At 37.2% G+C, this 16487-nt stretch carries 17 protein-coding genes; 8 read left to right on the plus strand and 9 right to left on the minus strand.

The genetic code is table 11. The features are described from left to right. Nucleotides 1–72: 72 nt before the first annotated feature. From OOL07_RS08090 to OOL07_RS08100, 3 genes are all read left to right on the plus strand, one after another. The gene (locus OOL07_RS08090; RefSeq protein WP_264696047.1) at nucleotides 73–2403 is read left to right on the plus strand and encodes a nitric-oxide reductase large subunit; all 2331 of its coding nucleotides are present in this window, start codon (nucleotides 73–75) and stop codon (nucleotides 2401–2403) included. A 224-nt stretch (nucleotides 2404–2627) separates the two neighbouring features. Further along, the gene (locus OOL07_RS08095; RefSeq protein ID WP_264696048.1) at nucleotides 2628–3557 is read left to right on the plus strand and encodes a formate/nitrite transporter family protein; all 930 of its coding nucleotides are present in this window, start codon (nucleotides 2628–2630) and stop codon (nucleotides 3555–3557) included. Between the two features lie 296 nt (nucleotides 3558–3853). Then, nucleotides 3854–4567: a hypothetical protein gene (locus tag OOL07_RS08100; RefSeq protein ID WP_264696049.1), complete on the plus strand. Its 714-nt coding sequence runs from the start codon at nucleotides 3854–3856 to the stop codon at nucleotides 4565–4567. Between the two features lie 101 nt (nucleotides 4568–4668). Here the strand turns inward: OOL07_RS08100 and hisC are convergent, their stop codons facing one another. From hisC to OOL07_RS08145, 9 genes are all read right to left on the minus strand, one after another. Beyond that, nucleotides 4669–5754: a histidinol-phosphate transaminase gene (gene hisC / locus OOL07_RS08105; protein ID WP_264696050.1), complete on the minus strand. Its 1086-nt coding sequence runs from the start codon at nucleotides 5752–5754 to the stop codon at nucleotides 4669–4671. Continuing rightward, on the minus strand, nucleotides 5754–7049 hold the full coding sequence (hisD, locus tag OOL07_RS08110) for a histidinol dehydrogenase (protein ID WP_264696051.1): 1296 nt from the start codon (nucleotides 7047–7049) through the stop codon (nucleotides 5754–5756). The genes hisC and hisD overlap by 1 nt, the downstream gene beginning before the upstream one ends. Further along, nucleotides 7042–7683 carry an ATP phosphoribosyltransferase gene (gene hisG, locus OOL07_RS08115; protein ID WP_264696053.1) on the minus strand — a complete coding sequence of 214 codons (642 nt, stop codon included), beginning with the start codon at nucleotides 7681–7683 and terminating at the stop codon, nucleotides 7042–7044. Before hisG ends, hisD begins: the two co-directional genes overlap by 8 nt. Beyond that, nucleotides 7676–8971 carry a UDP-N-acetylglucosamine 1-carboxyvinyltransferase gene (murA, locus tag OOL07_RS08120; RefSeq protein WP_264696054.1) on the minus strand — a complete coding sequence of 432 codons (1296 nt, stop codon included), beginning with the start codon at nucleotides 8969–8971 and terminating at the stop codon, nucleotides 7676–7678. Before murA ends, hisG begins: the two co-directional genes overlap by 8 nt. Nucleotides 8972–9029: 58 nt before the next feature. Next, nucleotides 9030–9260, minus strand: coding sequence for a BolA/IbaG family iron-sulfur metabolism protein (locus tag OOL07_RS08125; RefSeq protein WP_264696055.1), 231 nt, complete (start codon nucleotides 9258–9260; stop codon nucleotides 9030–9032). A gap of 39 nt (nucleotides 9261–9299) precedes the next feature. Then, nucleotides 9300–9596: an STAS domain-containing protein gene (locus OOL07_RS08130; protein WP_264696056.1), complete on the minus strand. Its 297-nt coding sequence runs from the start codon at nucleotides 9594–9596 to the stop codon at nucleotides 9300–9302. 62 nt (nucleotides 9597–9658) lie between these two features. After that, complete coding sequence (gene mlaD, locus OOL07_RS08135; RefSeq protein ID WP_264696057.1) at nucleotides 9659–10135, minus strand: outer membrane lipid asymmetry maintenance protein MlaD; 477 nt, start codon at nucleotides 10133–10135, stop codon at nucleotides 9659–9661. Between the two features lie 10 nt (nucleotides 10136–10145). Next, complete coding sequence (gene mlaE / locus OOL07_RS08140) at nucleotides 10146–10925, minus strand: lipid asymmetry maintenance ABC transporter permease subunit MlaE (protein WP_264696370.1); 780 nt, start codon at nucleotides 10923–10925, stop codon at nucleotides 10146–10148. A gap of 69 nt (nucleotides 10926–10994) precedes the next feature. Further along, nucleotides 10995–11804, minus strand: coding sequence for an ABC transporter ATP-binding protein (locus OOL07_RS08145; RefSeq protein ID WP_264696058.1), 810 nt, complete (start codon nucleotides 11802–11804; stop codon nucleotides 10995–10997). Nucleotides 11805–12101: 297 nt separating this feature from the next. Here OOL07_RS08145 and OOL07_RS08150 point away from each other — a divergent pair, with 297 nt between their 5' ends. The 5 genes from OOL07_RS08150 (at nucleotide 12102) to lptA (ending at nucleotide 16485) form a co-directional block, all read left to right on the plus strand. Continuing rightward, complete coding sequence (locus tag OOL07_RS08150; protein WP_264696060.1) at nucleotides 12102–13028, plus strand: MlaA family lipoprotein; 927 nt, start codon at nucleotides 12102–12104, stop codon at nucleotides 13026–13028. A gap of 75 nt (nucleotides 13029–13103) precedes the next feature. Then, nucleotides 13104–14075 carry a KpsF/GutQ family sugar-phosphate isomerase gene (locus OOL07_RS08155; RefSeq protein ID WP_264696061.1) on the plus strand — a complete coding sequence of 324 codons (972 nt, stop codon included), beginning with the start codon at nucleotides 13104–13106 and terminating at the stop codon, nucleotides 14073–14075. Between the two features lie 20 nt (nucleotides 14076–14095). Further along, a complete protein-coding gene (locus OOL07_RS08160; RefSeq protein ID WP_264696062.1) occupies nucleotides 14096–14608 on the plus strand; it encodes a KdsC family phosphatase in 513 nt (170 codons plus the stop codon). A 58-nt stretch (nucleotides 14609–14666) separates the two neighbouring features. Continuing rightward, entirely contained in the window at nucleotides 14667–15206 is a 540-nt protein-coding gene (gene lptC, locus OOL07_RS08165; RefSeq protein ID WP_264696063.1) for an LPS export ABC transporter periplasmic protein LptC, read from the plus strand. After that, entirely contained in the window at nucleotides 15184–16485 is a 1302-nt protein-coding gene (gene lptA / locus OOL07_RS08170) for a lipopolysaccharide transport periplasmic protein LptA (protein WP_264696065.1), read from the plus strand. Before lptC ends, lptA begins: the two co-directional genes overlap by 23 nt. Nucleotides 16486–16487: the final 2 nt, after the last annotated feature.

Genomic DNA, 16487 nt, shown 5'->3' on the forward strand with positions numbered 1-16487 from the left:
TAGTTTTTTACGTTGAAATATTCAGCTCTATAATTATTAACTTATTTTTAAAGCAGGAGTAAATAAAAGAAAATGAGCACGATAAATACAGGAAGTGCATCTTTATCTCCATGGTGGATGCGTAGTTTACTAATTATAGTTATTTTTGGTTTTACTATGCTATTTATCATTACTGGATTAGCCTATCGTAATGCTCCGCCTATCCCAGGAAAAGTAGTTAACTCTCAAGGAGAAGTGATTTTTACTGCTGATGATGTAATGGATGGTCAAGGAATATTTTTAAAATATGGTCTAATGGATAATGGGAGCATTTGGGGGCATGGAGGCTATCTTGGTCCTGATTATTCTGCGGCTGCATTGCATCGCATTGGGGAAGAAGTGGCTGAAGAACTTGCTAAAGAGCACTACGATAAAACCCTTGATGAATTAGGATCTATTGAGCGTAGTGGTATACAAACTGAAGCAGCAACTGTGTTGAAAACCAACACTTATGATGCAACTAAAGACATACTTACCTTAACTAATGCTGAGATAGTAGCATATCGTCAACAGATTGAGTTTTGGGCAGATTATTTTAGAGATCCTAAAGATAATGGAGGGCTTAAACCAAACTTAATTACTGATCATGAAGAGCTTCGCCAATTTACTTCTTTTATTTATTGGTCTGCTTGGGCATCAGTCACAAATCGGCCGGGTAAGAGTTTTTCTTACACTAATAATTTTCCCTATGATCCTAGTGTAGGCAATATTCCCACTTCTGGAGCACTACTATGGAGTGCGATGAGTTTAATTGTAATTCTTATAGGGACAGGTTGCGTACTATTTGCAGCAGGTCGATATGAAAATCTACTAGGGTGGACTGAATTAAAAACCACAGTACGCCCTCCTTATTTGCCTAGCCAAGATAGCCCTAGTCAAAGAGCATTGATAAAATTTTTTGTGGTAGTGGCACTACTATTTTTAATGCAAACCTTAGTAGGTGGTGTCACTGCACACTATCGTGCTGAACCTGGGGATTTCTACGGATTTCAATTAGAAAGTATTTTCCCTAGTAATCTAATGCGGACTTGGCACTTACAAACGGCTATTTTTTGGATTGCAACCTCTTTTGTTGCTGCGGCCCTCTTTTTAGCAAGAACCTTAAGAATGCGTGAGCCTCAAGGATTGGCCACAATGATTAATATATTATTTGTGGCTTTTGCTATTGTGATTGGAGGAAGCCTCTTAGGCGAATGGCTAGGTATAGAAAATCAACTAGGCGATTGGTGGTTCTTACTTGGTAACCAAGGTTGGGAGTTCTTGGAGCTAGGACGAATTTGGCAATATTTAATGGTGATTGGGCTATTTGCATGGTTTGGGTTACTTTTCTGGATCGCTCGCCCTAAAAATGTAGATAACCCAGATGCTCGCCCTTTGGCAAGGATGTTTTTAGTTGCCTCTCTTGCGATTCCTGTATTTTATGTACCTGCCCTCTTTTATGATGAAAGAAGCCACTTTACTGTAGTAGATACTTGGCGTTTTTGGATTATTCATCTTTGGGTAGAAGGGTTTTTTGAGTTTTTTGCCACTACAATTGTTGCCTTTATCTTTTATAGACTTAATTTAACTACCCGCAATACTGCACTAAGGGTTATTTATTTAGATGCTATTTTGTTTTTTCTAGGTGGATTAATCGGTACAGGTCACCATTGGTACTTTAATGGGCAAACCCATTTTAATATGGCACTCTCTGGATTATTCTCTGTGCTTGAGGTAGTGCCTCTAACTCTGCTTACGCTAGATGCATGGAAGTTTATAAAAACTACCCGCCGTGAAGATGCCTTTGAGCCCTTATTTGAATTTACCTCCCCTACAGTTCACCATATCAGAACTTTCCATTTTTTGATGGCAGTAGGTTTTTGGAATTTCTTAGGAGCAGGGGTTTTTGGCTTTTTAGTTAATTTACCGATTGTAAGTTATTATGAAGTGGGTACCATTATGACACCTACCCATGGTCATCCTGCCATGATGGGTGTATTTGGTATGCTTGCCATTGCCCTAATGACGTTTTCGATCCGCCATACTGTAGAAGATGATTTTTGGGATCATCATCTTGAAAATTATTTTAAGGTTTCATTCTGGGGATGTAATATAGGGCTTGCTATGATGATTGGGATGAGCTTATTTCCTGGGGGCGTACTACAAATATGGGATGTACTTGAAAATGGCTATTGGCATGCCCGTAGCCTTGATTATACCGCTAGCGGGGGTGCTCGCTTATTAGAATGGCTAAGATTGCCCGGGGACATGGTATTTATTGTTTTTGGAGCTTTTCCTTTAGTCATTGCTAGCATTAAAGCATGGATACATGTACAAGAGATAGGAAAGCGAGAAAAATTAGGGGAAATTATTAATATGCAATAATTTAAATAGTTTTTAACTTAATTTAAGGGAGGATAGAAGATTTCTATCCTCCCTTTTTTTTCTTATGCTCTTTTATAAATAATCTCTAGATTTTAGATAAGACTTTGCTAGTAGCACTTTTTCTACCTGTTCTCTCTTGGAATTTCCTATATTCTGGACTATACCTTATACCTTAAGTTATTAAAAATAAGTTTACTAGGAAATAATAAGGAGATTAAAAGATTATGAGTACTACCACAGATGATATGCATGGCAATAACCCTACAAAAAGCAGAGATTCTCATGAAGGACATCATGATGATCATAGCGACCATCATAAACACAAACACCACCATGCTTCTCATTCGCATCAAGATATTAACGATATTGTGTATCCTGCTCAGATGGGCCGAGATTTAGCAGCCGATGCGGCAGTCAAAGATAAGCTTGCAAATCATCATATCCTAATACGTGGATTTTTATGTACGCCCTTTTTAGCCTATGGTGCCTGTTTTGCCTATTTACTCACTGCTCAAGGAGCACCAAGTACGATTGCTGGATTTATGTTTCCAGTAGGTTATATCATGCTTTCGGCCCTAGGTCTTGAAATGGCTACTGGTAGTTTTTCAGTGATGCCTATTGGGGTATATGCAGGTACCGTCAGCCTAAGAGGTTTAGCTCGCAACTGGGGATTAACTTATATAGGCAATGTTTTAGGAGGTCTCTTTTTTGCTATGCTAGTTTGGGGCTCTTTAACAAAATTTGGATCTGAAGAACCACCCCTGTTACTTACTGCAGTTGCCAAAGTGGCTGAGCATAAAGCCGCTTATATGAACTATGGTCCAGTGATTGGATGGTGTTCTGCTATTGGAATGGGAATCTTATGTAATTGGCTGGTGAGTTTAGGACCCATTATGGCGAAAACATCCCACAGTATGATCGGTAAAGTAGTGATGATGTGGATTGCCATTGGTACTTTCTTTGCGTTAGGTTTTGAACATGCGGTCGTAAATATGTTTGCTTTTCCACTAGGTATTCTCGCAGGTGCAAAAGTAACTGTTGCTCAATGGTGGCTATGGAATGAAATCCCAGTGACAATTGGTAATATATTAGGTGCAGTTATTTTTAACTCTACTCTATGGTATTACACCCATAGTGCAGAACATAATAAGTAGGTAATCACTATCCTATCTAAGGGCAAAATAAAAAATTTATTTTGCCCTTCCTCATTTAGCAATTCAGCCTTAACCCCTTTTTTCCATTTTTATATTCTCTTTATTAAAGAGATGATTTTTTTATTATTTATAATCAAGTATATATCTATATTTTTATAATAAAATCAATTACATTGATAGTTATTTTTAATATAATAGAAATGTAATTTTTACTTATATCTCTATTAAATTAATAGAGGTATTTTTTCACCTTCTTATACCAAATACTTAAAACAATAAAAAGGAGATAGTACTCTATGAAGCGATTCAAGAAAAAATATCGTGCAGTTATATTTATTGCTAGCCTTAGTCTATTACCGTTAGGATTTGCATCTGCATTTTTAATTAATGTAAGTGGTAAAACTTTAAATATTCCTGATGGTGAATTTTCTCTACCTGACATATCTTTTTATTCTTACGATCACCCTGTTAACTCTGGAGATACCTTCAGTGGTAATAGCTCTCAAACGATTCCTAGCTCATCACCTCTATGTGATGGCTGTTTTCTAAATTTTAGTTTTGATTTTAATAACTATGTGCTATCTCCTGATTCTAATATAAATGATGATTTTTTCAGTGGAGGAACATTTAATATTTATATTTCAATTGATGGTGATCCTGAGCAATTATTTTTATCAGGAGAGGGGCATGTTGATGACGATAATTATACGCTAGAAGTAGAAAATATAGCTGCTCAAGGGCCAAGTAGTGGAGTTGGGTACTTAGATATTACTGGTGGGATTGCTGAGAATTATTTTGATACTAATCATTTTTTAGATGGTAGTGATATAAAATTCGATCTAAATAATGTAGAAAGCGGTACTAATATACTAACTGGAGATGTAACATTTACCGCATTTGCTGCCAACTCTAGCCCTTCGATACCTGAGCCTAATAGCTTGAGTCTTATGGGTCTGAGTTTATTCATAATAGGGTTTATATCATTTCGAACTTCTCTCTTAACTAACTAGGTTATTTTGTTTAAAACAAACAATAAGCCCTCTTAAAAAAGAGGGCTTATTTAAGAAATTCTACTATGTTCTTTACATAAGTCTTTCTATTACAAAAAACCTTATATTGCTAAAGCTGCTTTCAAGGCATTTAAAAATGCAAAGTTTTCCTCTTCAGTGCCTACAGTCACTCTTAAGCAATCTTGAAGTAGCCCCCCATAACTTGAAAGATTCTTGATTAGAACACCTTGTTTCTTAATTGCTAAAAAAATACTTTTTGCCTGATTAGGCAGAGTACTGAAGAGAATAAAGTTCGCATCGCTGGGATAAACATAAATCTTCGGTATTTTTTGTAACTCATCAAGTAATTGCTCTCGATGGGTACAAATGAGATCTGTTTGTTTATCTAAAATTTCTGTTTGAGTTAACGCAAACTCAGCACTAATCTGGGTAAGTTGATTAATATTATAAGGAAGACGAACTTTCTCTAGAATTTCAATCCAATCCGGGTTACCTACGAGAATCCCTAATCTCAGTCCTGCTAGCCCAATTTTAGAGAGTGTTCTCATGACTAACAATTGATCTTTATATTGGCTAAGTAAGGGAATAAATGTTTTTTTTGCAAAAGCAGTATAGGCTTCATCTACTACTACTAGCCCAGGAGCTGCTTCAATAATAGTTTCTATTTCTTTAGGATCAAAGAGATTTCCTGTAGGGTTATTCGGATAAGCCAGAAAAATAACTGCAGGATTTTTTTCTTGGATAGCTTGTAGTATCAAGGAAAGATCTAAGGAAAAATCTTGGCGTAAAGGTATGCCTTGATACTCCAATCCTAGCATTAAGGAAATTTGTCGATACATTACAAAGGTAGGATCGGGAGCCATGATAGTACGGTTTAATCCTGCTACTGCAAGTAATATCATTTGAATCAATTCATCAGACCCATTGCCAAGAATAAGCTCTATATCATCTGATATGCCTAGGTAGGAGCGAATTTTTAATTTTAAATTATGAGATTGAGGATCTGGATAGCGATTAATATTTGCAGTCTTTAATTTTTCTAACCAAGCTGCAATAAGATTTGGAGACCATGTATAGGGATTTTCCATCGCATCTAACTTAATTAGCCTCCCCGGATCTACCGTATGATAAGCAGAAAGTGCCTGAATTTCAGGACGAACCCATTGAGTGACAAGATCATTAGCCATTAAAGACGGTGTTCTGCAGAACGAGCATGGGCGGTTAATCCTTCCCCTCTTGCTAAGATAGAAGCGGTTTTTCCTAGAGTTTGACTACCCTGAGGAGAGCATTGAATTAAGCTGGATCGTTTCTGAAAATCATAGACTCCTAGAGGAGAGGCAAAACGAGCAGTACGAGAAGTAGGCAGCACATGGTTAGGGCCTGCACAGTAATCTCCTAAAGCTTCAGCAGTGTACCGCCCCATAAAAATGGCACCAGCATGGCGAACATGAGAGGAAATATCTTGAGGATTCTCTACAGAGAGTTCTAAATGTTCAGGGGCAATAAAGTTAATAATTTCTAGTGCCTGATCTACGTTTTCCACTTCGATCAGTATTCCCCTATTTTTTAAAGAACTCTCAATAATCTTACAACGTTCAAATGTAGGTAGTAGATTTTCTATCGTTCTTTCTATTTGATCGAGAAAACTCTTATCTGTAGATAGCAATATAGCTTGAGCATCTTCATCATGCTCTGCTTGGGAAAATAAATCCGTTGTAATCCACTCTGGATTAGTTTTTCCATCACAAAGCACTAAAATTTCAGACGGACCTGCAATCATATCGATTCCTACCTGCCCAAATACCATACTTTTAGCAGTAGCTACGTAAATATTGCCAGGGCCCACAATTTTATCTACCTTAGGGATAGTTTCCGTGCCAAAAGCAAGGGCAGCAACCGCTTGAGCACCGCCAACCGTAAATACTCGATCAACACCTGCTACAGCAGCAGCAGCAAGTACTAATTTATTAATTTCTCCATGAGGCGAAGGAACTACCATAATGAGTTCAGGTACCCCTGCTACTTTCGCTGGAAGAGCGTTCATAAGTACTGATGAGGGATAGGCAGCCTTCCCTCCCGGAACATAGAGTCCCACTCGATCTAGAGGAGTAATCTGCTGGCCTAGTACAGTACCATCTGACTCTGTATAGGTCCAAGATTCCTGCCTTTGATGTTGATGATAGCGGGTAATTCTCTGAGCTGCTATTTTTAACGCCTCTTGCTGATCCATAGGAATCTCAGATAAAGATTCTTTGATGGTGCTAATGGGAACTTCTAGTTCTGCCATAGAAGAGGCAGTGACATGATCGAATTTATGAGTATATTCTAGTAATGCCTTATCTCCTTTAGAACAGACTTCTTTAATAATATTTTGTACCGTACTTACTATATTTTCATTAGCTACACTACTCCAAGCTAGTTTTTGTTCTAAAACTTTCCAAAAATCTGCTTGATTGATCTTAAGTCGGCTAATATTAGCCATGATACTTATCTACCGCAATTGTCATATGATGAATAAACTCTTTAAGTTGCTGATGTGCCATTTTCATAGCTGCTTTATTCACTATTAATCGAGAACTAATATGAGCAATGTGCTCCCATGGCACTAATCCATTAGCTTTAAGGGTATTACCTGTATCTACTAAATCTACAATGCAATCTGAAAGATTAACTAGAGGGGCAAGCTCCATGGATCCATAAAGTTTAACCAGCTCTACCTGCTGTCCCTGTTGGGCATAAAAACGACGAGTACTATGGATATATTTTGTTGCAATACGTAAATGACTAGACTTAGGAGGTATTTCTGTTTTACCCGCTACTATCATCCGGCAGCGAGCTATTTTAAGATCTAAAGGCTCATATAATCCATTTCCTAAGTGTTCTAATAATACATCTTTACCGGTAATTCCTAATTCAGCAGCACCATATTCTACATAAGTAGGTACATCGGTGGCACGAATGATAACTAATTTAAGATCATCTCGGTTAGTATCCAGAATAAGTTTTCTACTTGTTTTAGGATCATCTATAGGGTAGATACCAATAGCCGCTAGAAGTGGTAATGCTTCATCAAAAATTCTACCTTTAGAAATTGCAAGTTTAAAAGATTTAGCCATAAATGGAATAAATATCACTAACAGTGTAGTTTGAGACTCGCTTAATGTTTGCTCCTAAATTTTGCAGTTTCTCTTCAATACACTCATAACCTCGATCAATATGGTAAATACGATCCACAACAGTAATTCCTTGCGCAGCTAGCCCTGCTAAAACAAGGCATGCAGAAGCTCTGAGATCAGTGGCCATAACAGGGGCTCCTGTTAGATTTTTTACTCCCTTAGTAACTGCAGTATTTCCTTTTAAATTAATTTCTGCACCCATGCGTTGAAGTTCTTGAATATGCATAAAGCGATTCTCAAAAATCGTCTCCGTAATAGTTCCATTACCTTCTGCAATGGCATTAAGTGCAGTAAATTGGGCCTGCATATCAGTAGGAAAGGCTGGGTAAGGAGAAGTACATATATCTACCGCCTTAGGTCGCTTTCCTTTCATATCTAAAGAAATCCAATTCACCCCTGTATCAATTTCCGCACCAGATTCTTCTAGTTTTAATAATACTGCGTCCAAAATTGTTGGATCAGTATTTTTAAGCTTCACTTTTCCACCTGTGAGTGCAGCGGCAATTAAATAGGTACCTGTTTCAATACGATCAGGGAGTACAGTATATTTTGTACCATTAAGTATAGAGACACCCTCAATTGTTAAAGTAGTAGTCCCTATACCTGATATTTTTGCTCCCATCTTATTGAGAAGATATATTAGATCAGTAACTTCTGGTTCACAGGCAGCATTTTCAATAATTGTAACCCCATTAGCTAGAGTAGCTGCCATTATTAAATTCTCAGTACCCGTTACAGATACTTGATCCATCAATATTTTAGCTCCCCTTAATCTCCCATGGGTTCTGGCATGAATATAGCCATTTTTAATAGTAATATCTGCACCCATGGCTTGTAAGCCGTGGATATGAAGATTAATGGGTCGAGAACCTATAGCACATCCACCTGGCAAAGAAACATCTGCTTTACCATACCGTGCTAAAAGTGGTCCTAGCACTAAAATAGAGGCTCGCATAGTTTTAACTAACTCATAAGGTGCACTAAATTGAGTTAATGTGCTGGTATCTATTTGGATATTGAGATCTTCATTTACTGTAAGAACAGCACCCATTAATCCAAGTAATTCTATAGTAGTAGTTACATCTTGTAAGTGTGGAATATTACAGATTTCTATAGGTGTACTTGCAAGCAAAGCAGCAGCAAGCATTGGGAGAGTGGCATTTTTAGCACCCGATATTTTGATTTCCCCACTCATAGGGGAACCGCCTGCAATTAGCAGTTTATCCAAACCATATTACCTACAATAGTAACAGTTATGGTAATAGAGAAACAAATAAGTTACTGTACTAACCTTCTTCTTCTGGAGTTTTAGTATGAAGTGCTAATGCGTGTAAATTAGATTGAAAACTATTCCCTAAAGTCTCATAAACCATACGATGCCGCTCGAGTAAGGTTTTTCCATTAAATCCCGTATGAATTATAAATGCTTCAAAATGGTGGTTATCCTCACTATAGATTGCAACTTTTGCACCGGGCAGTCCAGATTCTATCATATGTTTAATTGTATTAGCGTCCATTTAAAATAATTCCAAAACTATAACTGTAAATGTTAATTCCTAGCTAAAAGGGATAATTTGATCAAGATTGCTGACTTTAGCAAGTGCTAATATCTGTTCTGATGCGTTTAAAAATTGAAGAGATTTATTCTGTAATCTAGCATAACGTACCCAAGAAATAAGCAAGGCGAGACCAGCACTATCTGTATGTGTGACTTCTTGTAGATCAACCTGTATATCACTTACAGACTCAAATAAATCTATGCCCTCTTCACCAGCACTGATTACAGTATCAAAAGTGAGTACACCCATAATCTTAAAATTTTTGGTAGAAGTTGTTTCAATTTTATAAGACACTTAACTTCTTTCTAAATTAATTAATATAATGAAAGGTACTAAAAATTTTTACTGATTTAGAGCTAAGAATTATTATCTCCTTCCGCTGTTTTTTTGTAGAGAAATTGTCCTATTAATCTTTCTAATACCAATGCTGGCTGTGTTAAAGTAATTTCCCCCCCACTTTTTAACATAGTTTCAGATCCACCTGGGTCTAAGGCAATATATTGCTCTCCTAATAATCCTGCAGTATAAACGCTTGCGCTGGTATCTTCAGGAAGATAATTGTATTTAGATTCGATTTGCATTACCACTTTAGCATCATAAGTTTTGGGGTCAAGCTCTATTGATGCAATTCGACCAATTGTCATTCCTGACAAAGTAACACGAGATCGTATTTTAAGAGCACCAACATTCTGAAATTTAGCTACGATAGGATAAGTATTCTTTGTCGTAACAAGACTAAGGTTGCTCACTTTCACAGCTAATAAGAATAGAGCTAATAAGCCAGCGGCTACAAATAAGCCTACAGCAAGTTCCAAAGTAGTGGATTGTTTCATAATTTAGTTACTAAATCCCAAACATTAATGCGGTAAGTAAAAAATCTAGTGCCAATATCGAAAATGCGGAATACACTACGGTGCGAGTAGTTGCTTGAGATATTCCTTCTGAAGTAGGAACGCTATCATAACCCTCAAAAACTGCAATCCAGCTTAATACAAAACCAAATACAATACTCTTCACAACACCATTTAATACGTCACCTCTCCAGTCAGTGGAATCCTGCATATGTGTCCAAAATGCACCTTGATCTACGCCGAGTAAGCCTACCCCTACAAAATACCCTCCTAGAACCCCGATTGCAATAAATATGGATGTCAAAAGAGGCATGGAAAAGCAGCCTGCTAAAAATCTAGGAGCAATAATCTGACGCATAGGATCAACTGCCATCATTTCCAAAGCAGATAATTGTTCTGTAGCTTTCATTAATCCGATTTCTGCAGTAAGTGCTGATCCAGCCCTCCCAGCAAAAAGCAATGCACTAATTACAGGACCTAACTCTCTAACCAAAGTTAGAGCAACCATAGCTCCAAGCGATTGTTCAGCTCCAAATTTTGTTAGTGTAGTATAGCCTTGTAATCCTAAAACCATACCAACAAAAAGACCTGAAACTATGATAATAGACAAGGTCAAAACACCCACAGAATATACTTGAGTAGCTACTAAAAAGGGGCGTAAAAACAAAACAGAGCTACTCAGTAATAGCCTTATTAAAAAGAGGCAACTTCCACCTAAACGCCGGAGAGTACTTAATCCCCGTCGACCTAGATAGCGAATAAATTTAACCACCAAAATCCTCGAGTTATATAAAAAGTTGCTAGTTAACGAGCTTAAATAGCTTATCCCAAATCATTTAAATCATCTATCCATATCTAACAAGTCTTTTCTATAGTCCTCGCCAGGATAATGAAACGGTACAGGACCATCAGGTAATCCCTGTATAAATTGCTTAGTGGCTTCTTGAACAGACGTTTTAATTTGATTAGGAGTACCTTGGTCTATAATTTTACCATTGGAGAGAATATAGATATAGTCAGAAATCGATGCTGCCTCCTGAACATCATGAGAAACTATGATGCTTGTGAGTCCGAGAGTATCGTTGATAGATCGGATAAGATGTAATAAAGCTCCCATAGAAATAGGATCCTGTCCAGTAAAAGGCTCATCATACATAATCATCATAGGATCTAATGCAATCGCTCTAGCTAGAGCCACACGACGTGCCATCCCACCCGAAAGCTCACTAGGCATCAAATGGCGAGCGTTACGTAATCCTACTGCTTGAAGTTTGATAAGTACCAGATCTCTGATCATCGACTTAGATAGATAAGTATGCTCTCGTAGAGGAAAAGCAACATTATCAAATACAGAAAGCCCAGTAAGTAAAGCACTGCTCTGAAACAACATACCTATACGCTTGCGTAGCGTATATAGTGCTTTATTTGATAAGTTTGCAAGGTCTTGACCGTCTATTTTGATAATGCCTTGAGTAGGAGATAATTGTTTTCCAATGAGGCGAAGTAAAGTGGTTTTCCCAGTGCCGCTAGGGCCCATAATTGTTGTTATTTTTCCTCTTTCAATATTAATGTCAACGCCATTAAAAATGGATCGTATCCCTCTGGAAAAATGCATATTCTGCATTGTAACTAGCCGATTGTCAGATTTCATAGGATATAATCTAAATAAGTGCTATATCGGAAATTTATTTGTTTTCATTTAATTGCATACTACAAATGCATAAATTTATGAAGTTCATTTCATATCTTCAATATATGATCTACACTGATACAAAATCTGCTACTTAAGGAATTTTCAACAATGGCTTTTTGAAAGCAGAGCTCTAATATAATACTAAAGCAATAGGACAGGAAATGCTGTATAAAGTTTTTTAAAATATTTAAGTGTATTAACTAAATTTGATAAGATGTATGAGAGTTACTTTTTTTAGGCGGCTTTAATAAAATTATGAATAAAACATCAGTAGCAGGATGGCATACCAAGTTCGGGTTATTACTACTTATAACTATATTAGCTGGCTGTGGTAGTACTACAAAAATAGCAGCCCCTGATCCTAGAGATCCTTTTGAGCGATTAAATCGCACTGCTTATAAAATGAATGAAGTCACAGATCGCCTTCTGATGAAGCCTGTTGCTAAAGGGTATCAAAAAGCCGTTCCTGGCCCTATTAAAAAGGGAATTCATAATTTCTTTGGTAATATTGATGATGTTATTGTTCTAGTGAATGATTTTCTGCAAGGAAAATTCCAGCATGGAATTACTGACATGGCACGAGTGCTGACAAATAGTACCGTAGGCCTAATTGGATTCGTTGATATGGCATCTTTAGGGGGAATGAAAAAACATAATGAGGACTTTGGTCAAACCCTTGCTGTTTGGGGCGTGAAACCTGGTCCTTATCTGATTATGCCAATGAGTGGTCCTTCTACTGTTCGGGATGCTATCGGATATGGAATGTATGGTGCTGCTTGGCCTATCACTTATTTTCCTAGCCTAGGCATTCGCCTGGGCTTAAGTGCAGTGCGAACAATAGATATGAGGGCAAATTTACTAGCTGCTAAGGATATACTTGATGAATCCTCCTTAGATCCTTATGTTTATATGAGAGAGGCATATTTTCAACGTCGAGAATTTGAAATTCATGATGGTAAAGTACCTGCAAAAGATTCCTATGATAATTTTGATTTTGACGACAGTGATGATGATGAAGATTCTGCAAGTAGAAATCTTCTCTTTAAACAGTATTACTCTTTAGTGTCTAAACCTACTGATCCTGTTTTCCCAGAGCACTTTACTCCTGCACGCCCATTAAAAAAGAAACCAGATCTTAATAAGGAAGGAATTCCTGGTGATAAATTAGTTTCTAATAATTGATATCTACCTCTCCTCTACATGGAGTTTTCTATAAATTGATTTCTTAAATATCCTCTATATCCTTACTTTTTAAGTATGGATACTAAAATAATTCAGTTAGGTATTGCTGTTCTTGAAACTGAGGCTAAAGCAATAGCTGATCTTAAAACTAGAATTGACAGCAATTTTATAGCTGCATGCAAGTATATGCTCTCTTGTACTGGGCGAGTTATTGTTTTAGGTATGGGGAAATCAGGTCATATTGGCAGTAAGATTGCGGCAACCTTAGCAAGTACTGGAACACCTGCCTTTTTTGTACATCCCGGAGAAGCAAGCCATGGTGATTTAGGGATGATTACTGATAAAGATGTAGTACTTGCCCTCTCCAACTCTGGAGAAACTGAAGAGATTTGTATGCTGATTCCCCTAATTAAACGCTTGGATATCCCTTTAATTGCATTGACTAGCCGATCTCAGTCAACCTTAGGAAAAATGGCGGATGTGCATATTAATATTAGTGTTGCGCAAGAAGCTTGTCCTTTAGGGTTGGCACCTACGGCAAGCACAACAGCGACCCTTGCAATGGGTGATGCATTAGCCATTGCATTATTGGAATCTAGAGGGTTTACCAAAGAGGATTTTGCACGATCTCACCCTGGGGGACAGCTAGGTCGACGTCTTTTACTGCATATTAGAGATATCATGCACCAAGGTACAGATATTCCAATAGTTAGGGATCATGACCTTTTGAGCCAAGCTTTGTTAGAGATGACCTCTAAGGGGTTAGGTATGACAACTGTTATAAATAATGCAGGAGAACTCGTAGGAATATTTACTGATGGGGATTTACGCCGATCTTTAGATCAAGGGGTAGACATTCATCACACTTTGATCGCACAAGTAATGACAGTGAATTATAAATCTCTAGGTCCTGACCAACTTGCTGTAGAAGCATTAAGTATTATGGAGCGTTACCGAGTTAATGCCTTACCTGTCGTAGAATACTCAACTCAAAAATTAGTGGGTGCTTTAAATATGCACGATTTACTCCGTGCAGGTGTTTTATAAAAAAATAGTAATTGAATTTTATGGACGATCTTTTTACTAAAGCTTCGAAGATTAAACTAGTTATTTTTGATGTAGATGGTGTTTTAACCGATGGAGGACTTTTTTTTGATTCTAATGGACGAGAAAGTAAAATCTTCTATTCTAGGGACGGTCATGGAATGAAAATGCTACAAAATACCGGAGTCAAAATTGGAATTATTACAGGACGTACCTCTGATGCTGTTCGTCAAAGAGCAAAAGATTTAGGTATTGTTTGTGTATATCAGGGGCAAAAAGTAAAATTAGCTGCCTATAAAGAATTGATTGATGAGCTTAAATTTGAATCTTATGAAACTGCTTATGTAGGAGATGATATAGTAGATCTAGGTGTTATGAAACAAGTAGGCTTATCAATTGCCGTGCAGGACGCTCATCCTCTAGTAAAAGAGCAGGCCCATTGGATAACCCCTAATGTAGGAGGAAAAGGGGCTGCTCGTGATGTTTGTGAACTCATCATGAAGGCACAGAATACCTTCCAATCCCAATTGGAGTAGTACTATTAGTCGTCGATTCCAATTCAGAAGTATTGTTACAGTCCTTTCTATTATCTTCTTGATAAGCTGGACAACTTTAATAAAAAAACCGCTCCCCAAAAAAGTTGGCCATAGTCCACACAATAAAAAATATAGTATTGACTACTTCATGGATAACTTTATATCCACTGGAATAGATGAGCAAGGATTACCACATCATACTTTAAGTGGCCCTAGGATGGTTCATTACTCTGACAATGATGTGATTGATGTAACTACTCCTTATATCGTCTTTTATCAGAAAGATGTTTCTCCAAAATGGAGTGCTATTTCTGAAAGAGGGCTGACTAAAGGTAACAGTGATAGAATTTTCCTTGTAGGAAAGGTAGTTATTCACCAGCTAGATGAAAATGGTATCGAACTAGATGATATGACAATTTTTACTAGAAATGTAAGGATAGAATTGGAGAAAGAATATGCTGAAACTAGCCAACCAACCACTATGTTTAGTCCTTCAGGGAGAACAGATTCGGTAGGTGCTCGACTCTATTTTAATGAAGATCGAGTAGAGCTCATATCACAGGTTAAAGGAGATTATGTATCAACAGGTAAGCCTTAGTTTTATTATTTTTGGGCTTATTATTTTAAATTTAAACTGGACAATCGTACTTGCCTCTAGCAATAGTACTGAAGAAAAACCTATTCATATTGATGCTAATCGTGGAGAGCTAGATGATCGTAAACAAACAGCTATCTATTACGGCGATGTTCATCTTACTCAAGATGATATGAAAATCGATTCTGATACTTTAACCATCTTCTATGATGAGAACAAAAAAATTGAAAAAATGATTGCAGTAGGAAAACCTGCATGGTTTCACCAATTACCTAGTGATGGCTCTAAAGAAACAAAGGCCAAAGCATTACGTATGGAATATGTAGATAATAAATCAATGATATATCTCTTTAAAGAAGCCCATGTATGGCAGGGAGAGGATGATTTTACAGGAGATTATATAGAGTATGATACCGAGCGTCGTATTGTTAAAGGGCAAGGAGGAGAAAAAGGAACAAGTACAGGGCGTATCCATGTAACAATTTATCCTAATGAAGAAAATAGTACTGCTCAAAAAGATAAATTAGGTTTTATAGCAAATACATCTAAGAAAGAGAAAAAAGTAACTAAAAACTCTTTACCAACTAATACAAACTTAGAGAATCATACTAGTAATAAAGAGCACCCTGAGCAAATAAAAAGCGATGGCTATACTAAGACAAAATTAAATCTTCGATCAGAGGCTAGTACAAAAACTAAAATATTAGCACTATTACCAGAACGTACACCTATCACTGTCCTTAAGACGAATGGCGAATGGTCCCAAATTACAGCTGCTATTAGCGGAAAAATTTTAAAAGGCTGGGTAGTCTCACGTTTTATTAATATTGAAGCTAAACATCAAGAGTTAGAGGACTTAAACTTATCAGAACCTCAGACTAAGATAATGCCTGAGAAAGATGACATTAATGCTAAAGAAGATATAAAACTGCCTAAGAATGAAACAATAGTTACAACAAAGGATAAAGGTACCTTAGAGATAATACCAGAGGATGAATTAAAATCTTCTGAAATAGAAAAGTATGAAATTGAAGAGACTCCAGCACTTGAGGGCGATCTCTCCGATGGGCGTACTAAAACATGGCTAAAACTACTTGATCGCCCTCATCGTAAAGGTAAAGAAACTGCTCTTATTCCGCCCCGAACTCAAGTGGTGATTTACGGTCATCAGGGACCTTGGGCTCATATTGCTACCCTTGTGAATGGAAAAGCAGTAAAGGGTTGGGTAAAAGAGAATGATATTCGGCTTAAAGAAGGGGATGATCTAGAAGAGTCATCCTAAAT

It is taken from the genome of Candidatus Nitrosacidococcus sp. I8, assembly GCF_945836005.1.
Classification (GTDB): Bacteria; Pseudomonadota; Gammaproteobacteria; order Nitrosococcales; family Nitrosococcaceae; genus Nitrosacidococcus.

Coding starts and splice junctions, on each gene's coding strand:
- OOL07_RS08090 (WP_264696047.1), top strand. CDS start 73: ATGAGCACGATAAATACAGGAAGTGCATCTTTATCTCCATGGTGGATG.
- OOL07_RS08095 (WP_264696048.1), top strand. CDS start 2,628: ATGAGTACTACCACAGATGATATGCATGGCAATAACCCTACAAAAAGC.
- OOL07_RS08100 (WP_264696049.1), top strand. CDS start 3,854: ATGAAGCGATTCAAGAAAAAATATCGTGCAGTTATATTTATTGCTAGC.
- hisC (WP_264696050.1), bottom strand. CDS start 5,754: ATGGCTAATGATCTTGTCACTCAATGGGTTCGTCCTGAAATTCAGGCA.
- hisD (WP_264696051.1), bottom strand. CDS start 7,049: ATGGCTAATATTAGCCGACTTAAGATCAATCAAGCAGATTTTTGGAAA.
- hisG (WP_264696053.1), bottom strand. CDS start 7,683: ATGGCTAAATCTTTTAAACTTGCAATTTCTAAAGGTAGAATTTTTGAT.
- OOL07_RS08125 (WP_264696055.1), bottom strand. CDS start 9,260: ATGGACGCTAATACAATTAAACATATGATAGAATCTGGACTGCCCGGT.
- mlaD (WP_264696057.1), bottom strand. CDS start 10,135: ATGAAACAATCCACTACTTTGGAACTTGCTGTAGGCTTATTTGTAGCC.
- OOL07_RS08145 (WP_264696058.1), bottom strand. CDS start 11,804: ATGAAATCTGACAATCGGCTAGTTACAATGCAGAATATGCATTTTTCC.
- OOL07_RS08150 (WP_264696060.1), top strand. CDS start 12,102: ATGAATAAAACATCAGTAGCAGGATGGCATACCAAGTTCGGGTTATTA.
- OOL07_RS08155 (WP_264696061.1), top strand. CDS start 13,104: ATGGATACTAAAATAATTCAGTTAGGTATTGCTGTTCTTGAAACTGAG.
- OOL07_RS08160 (WP_264696062.1), top strand. CDS start 14,096: ATGGACGATCTTTTTACTAAAGCTTCGAAGATTAAACTAGTTATTTTT.
- lptA (WP_264696065.1), top strand. CDS start 15,184: ATGTATCAACAGGTAAGCCTTAGTTTTATTATTTTTGGGCTTATTATT.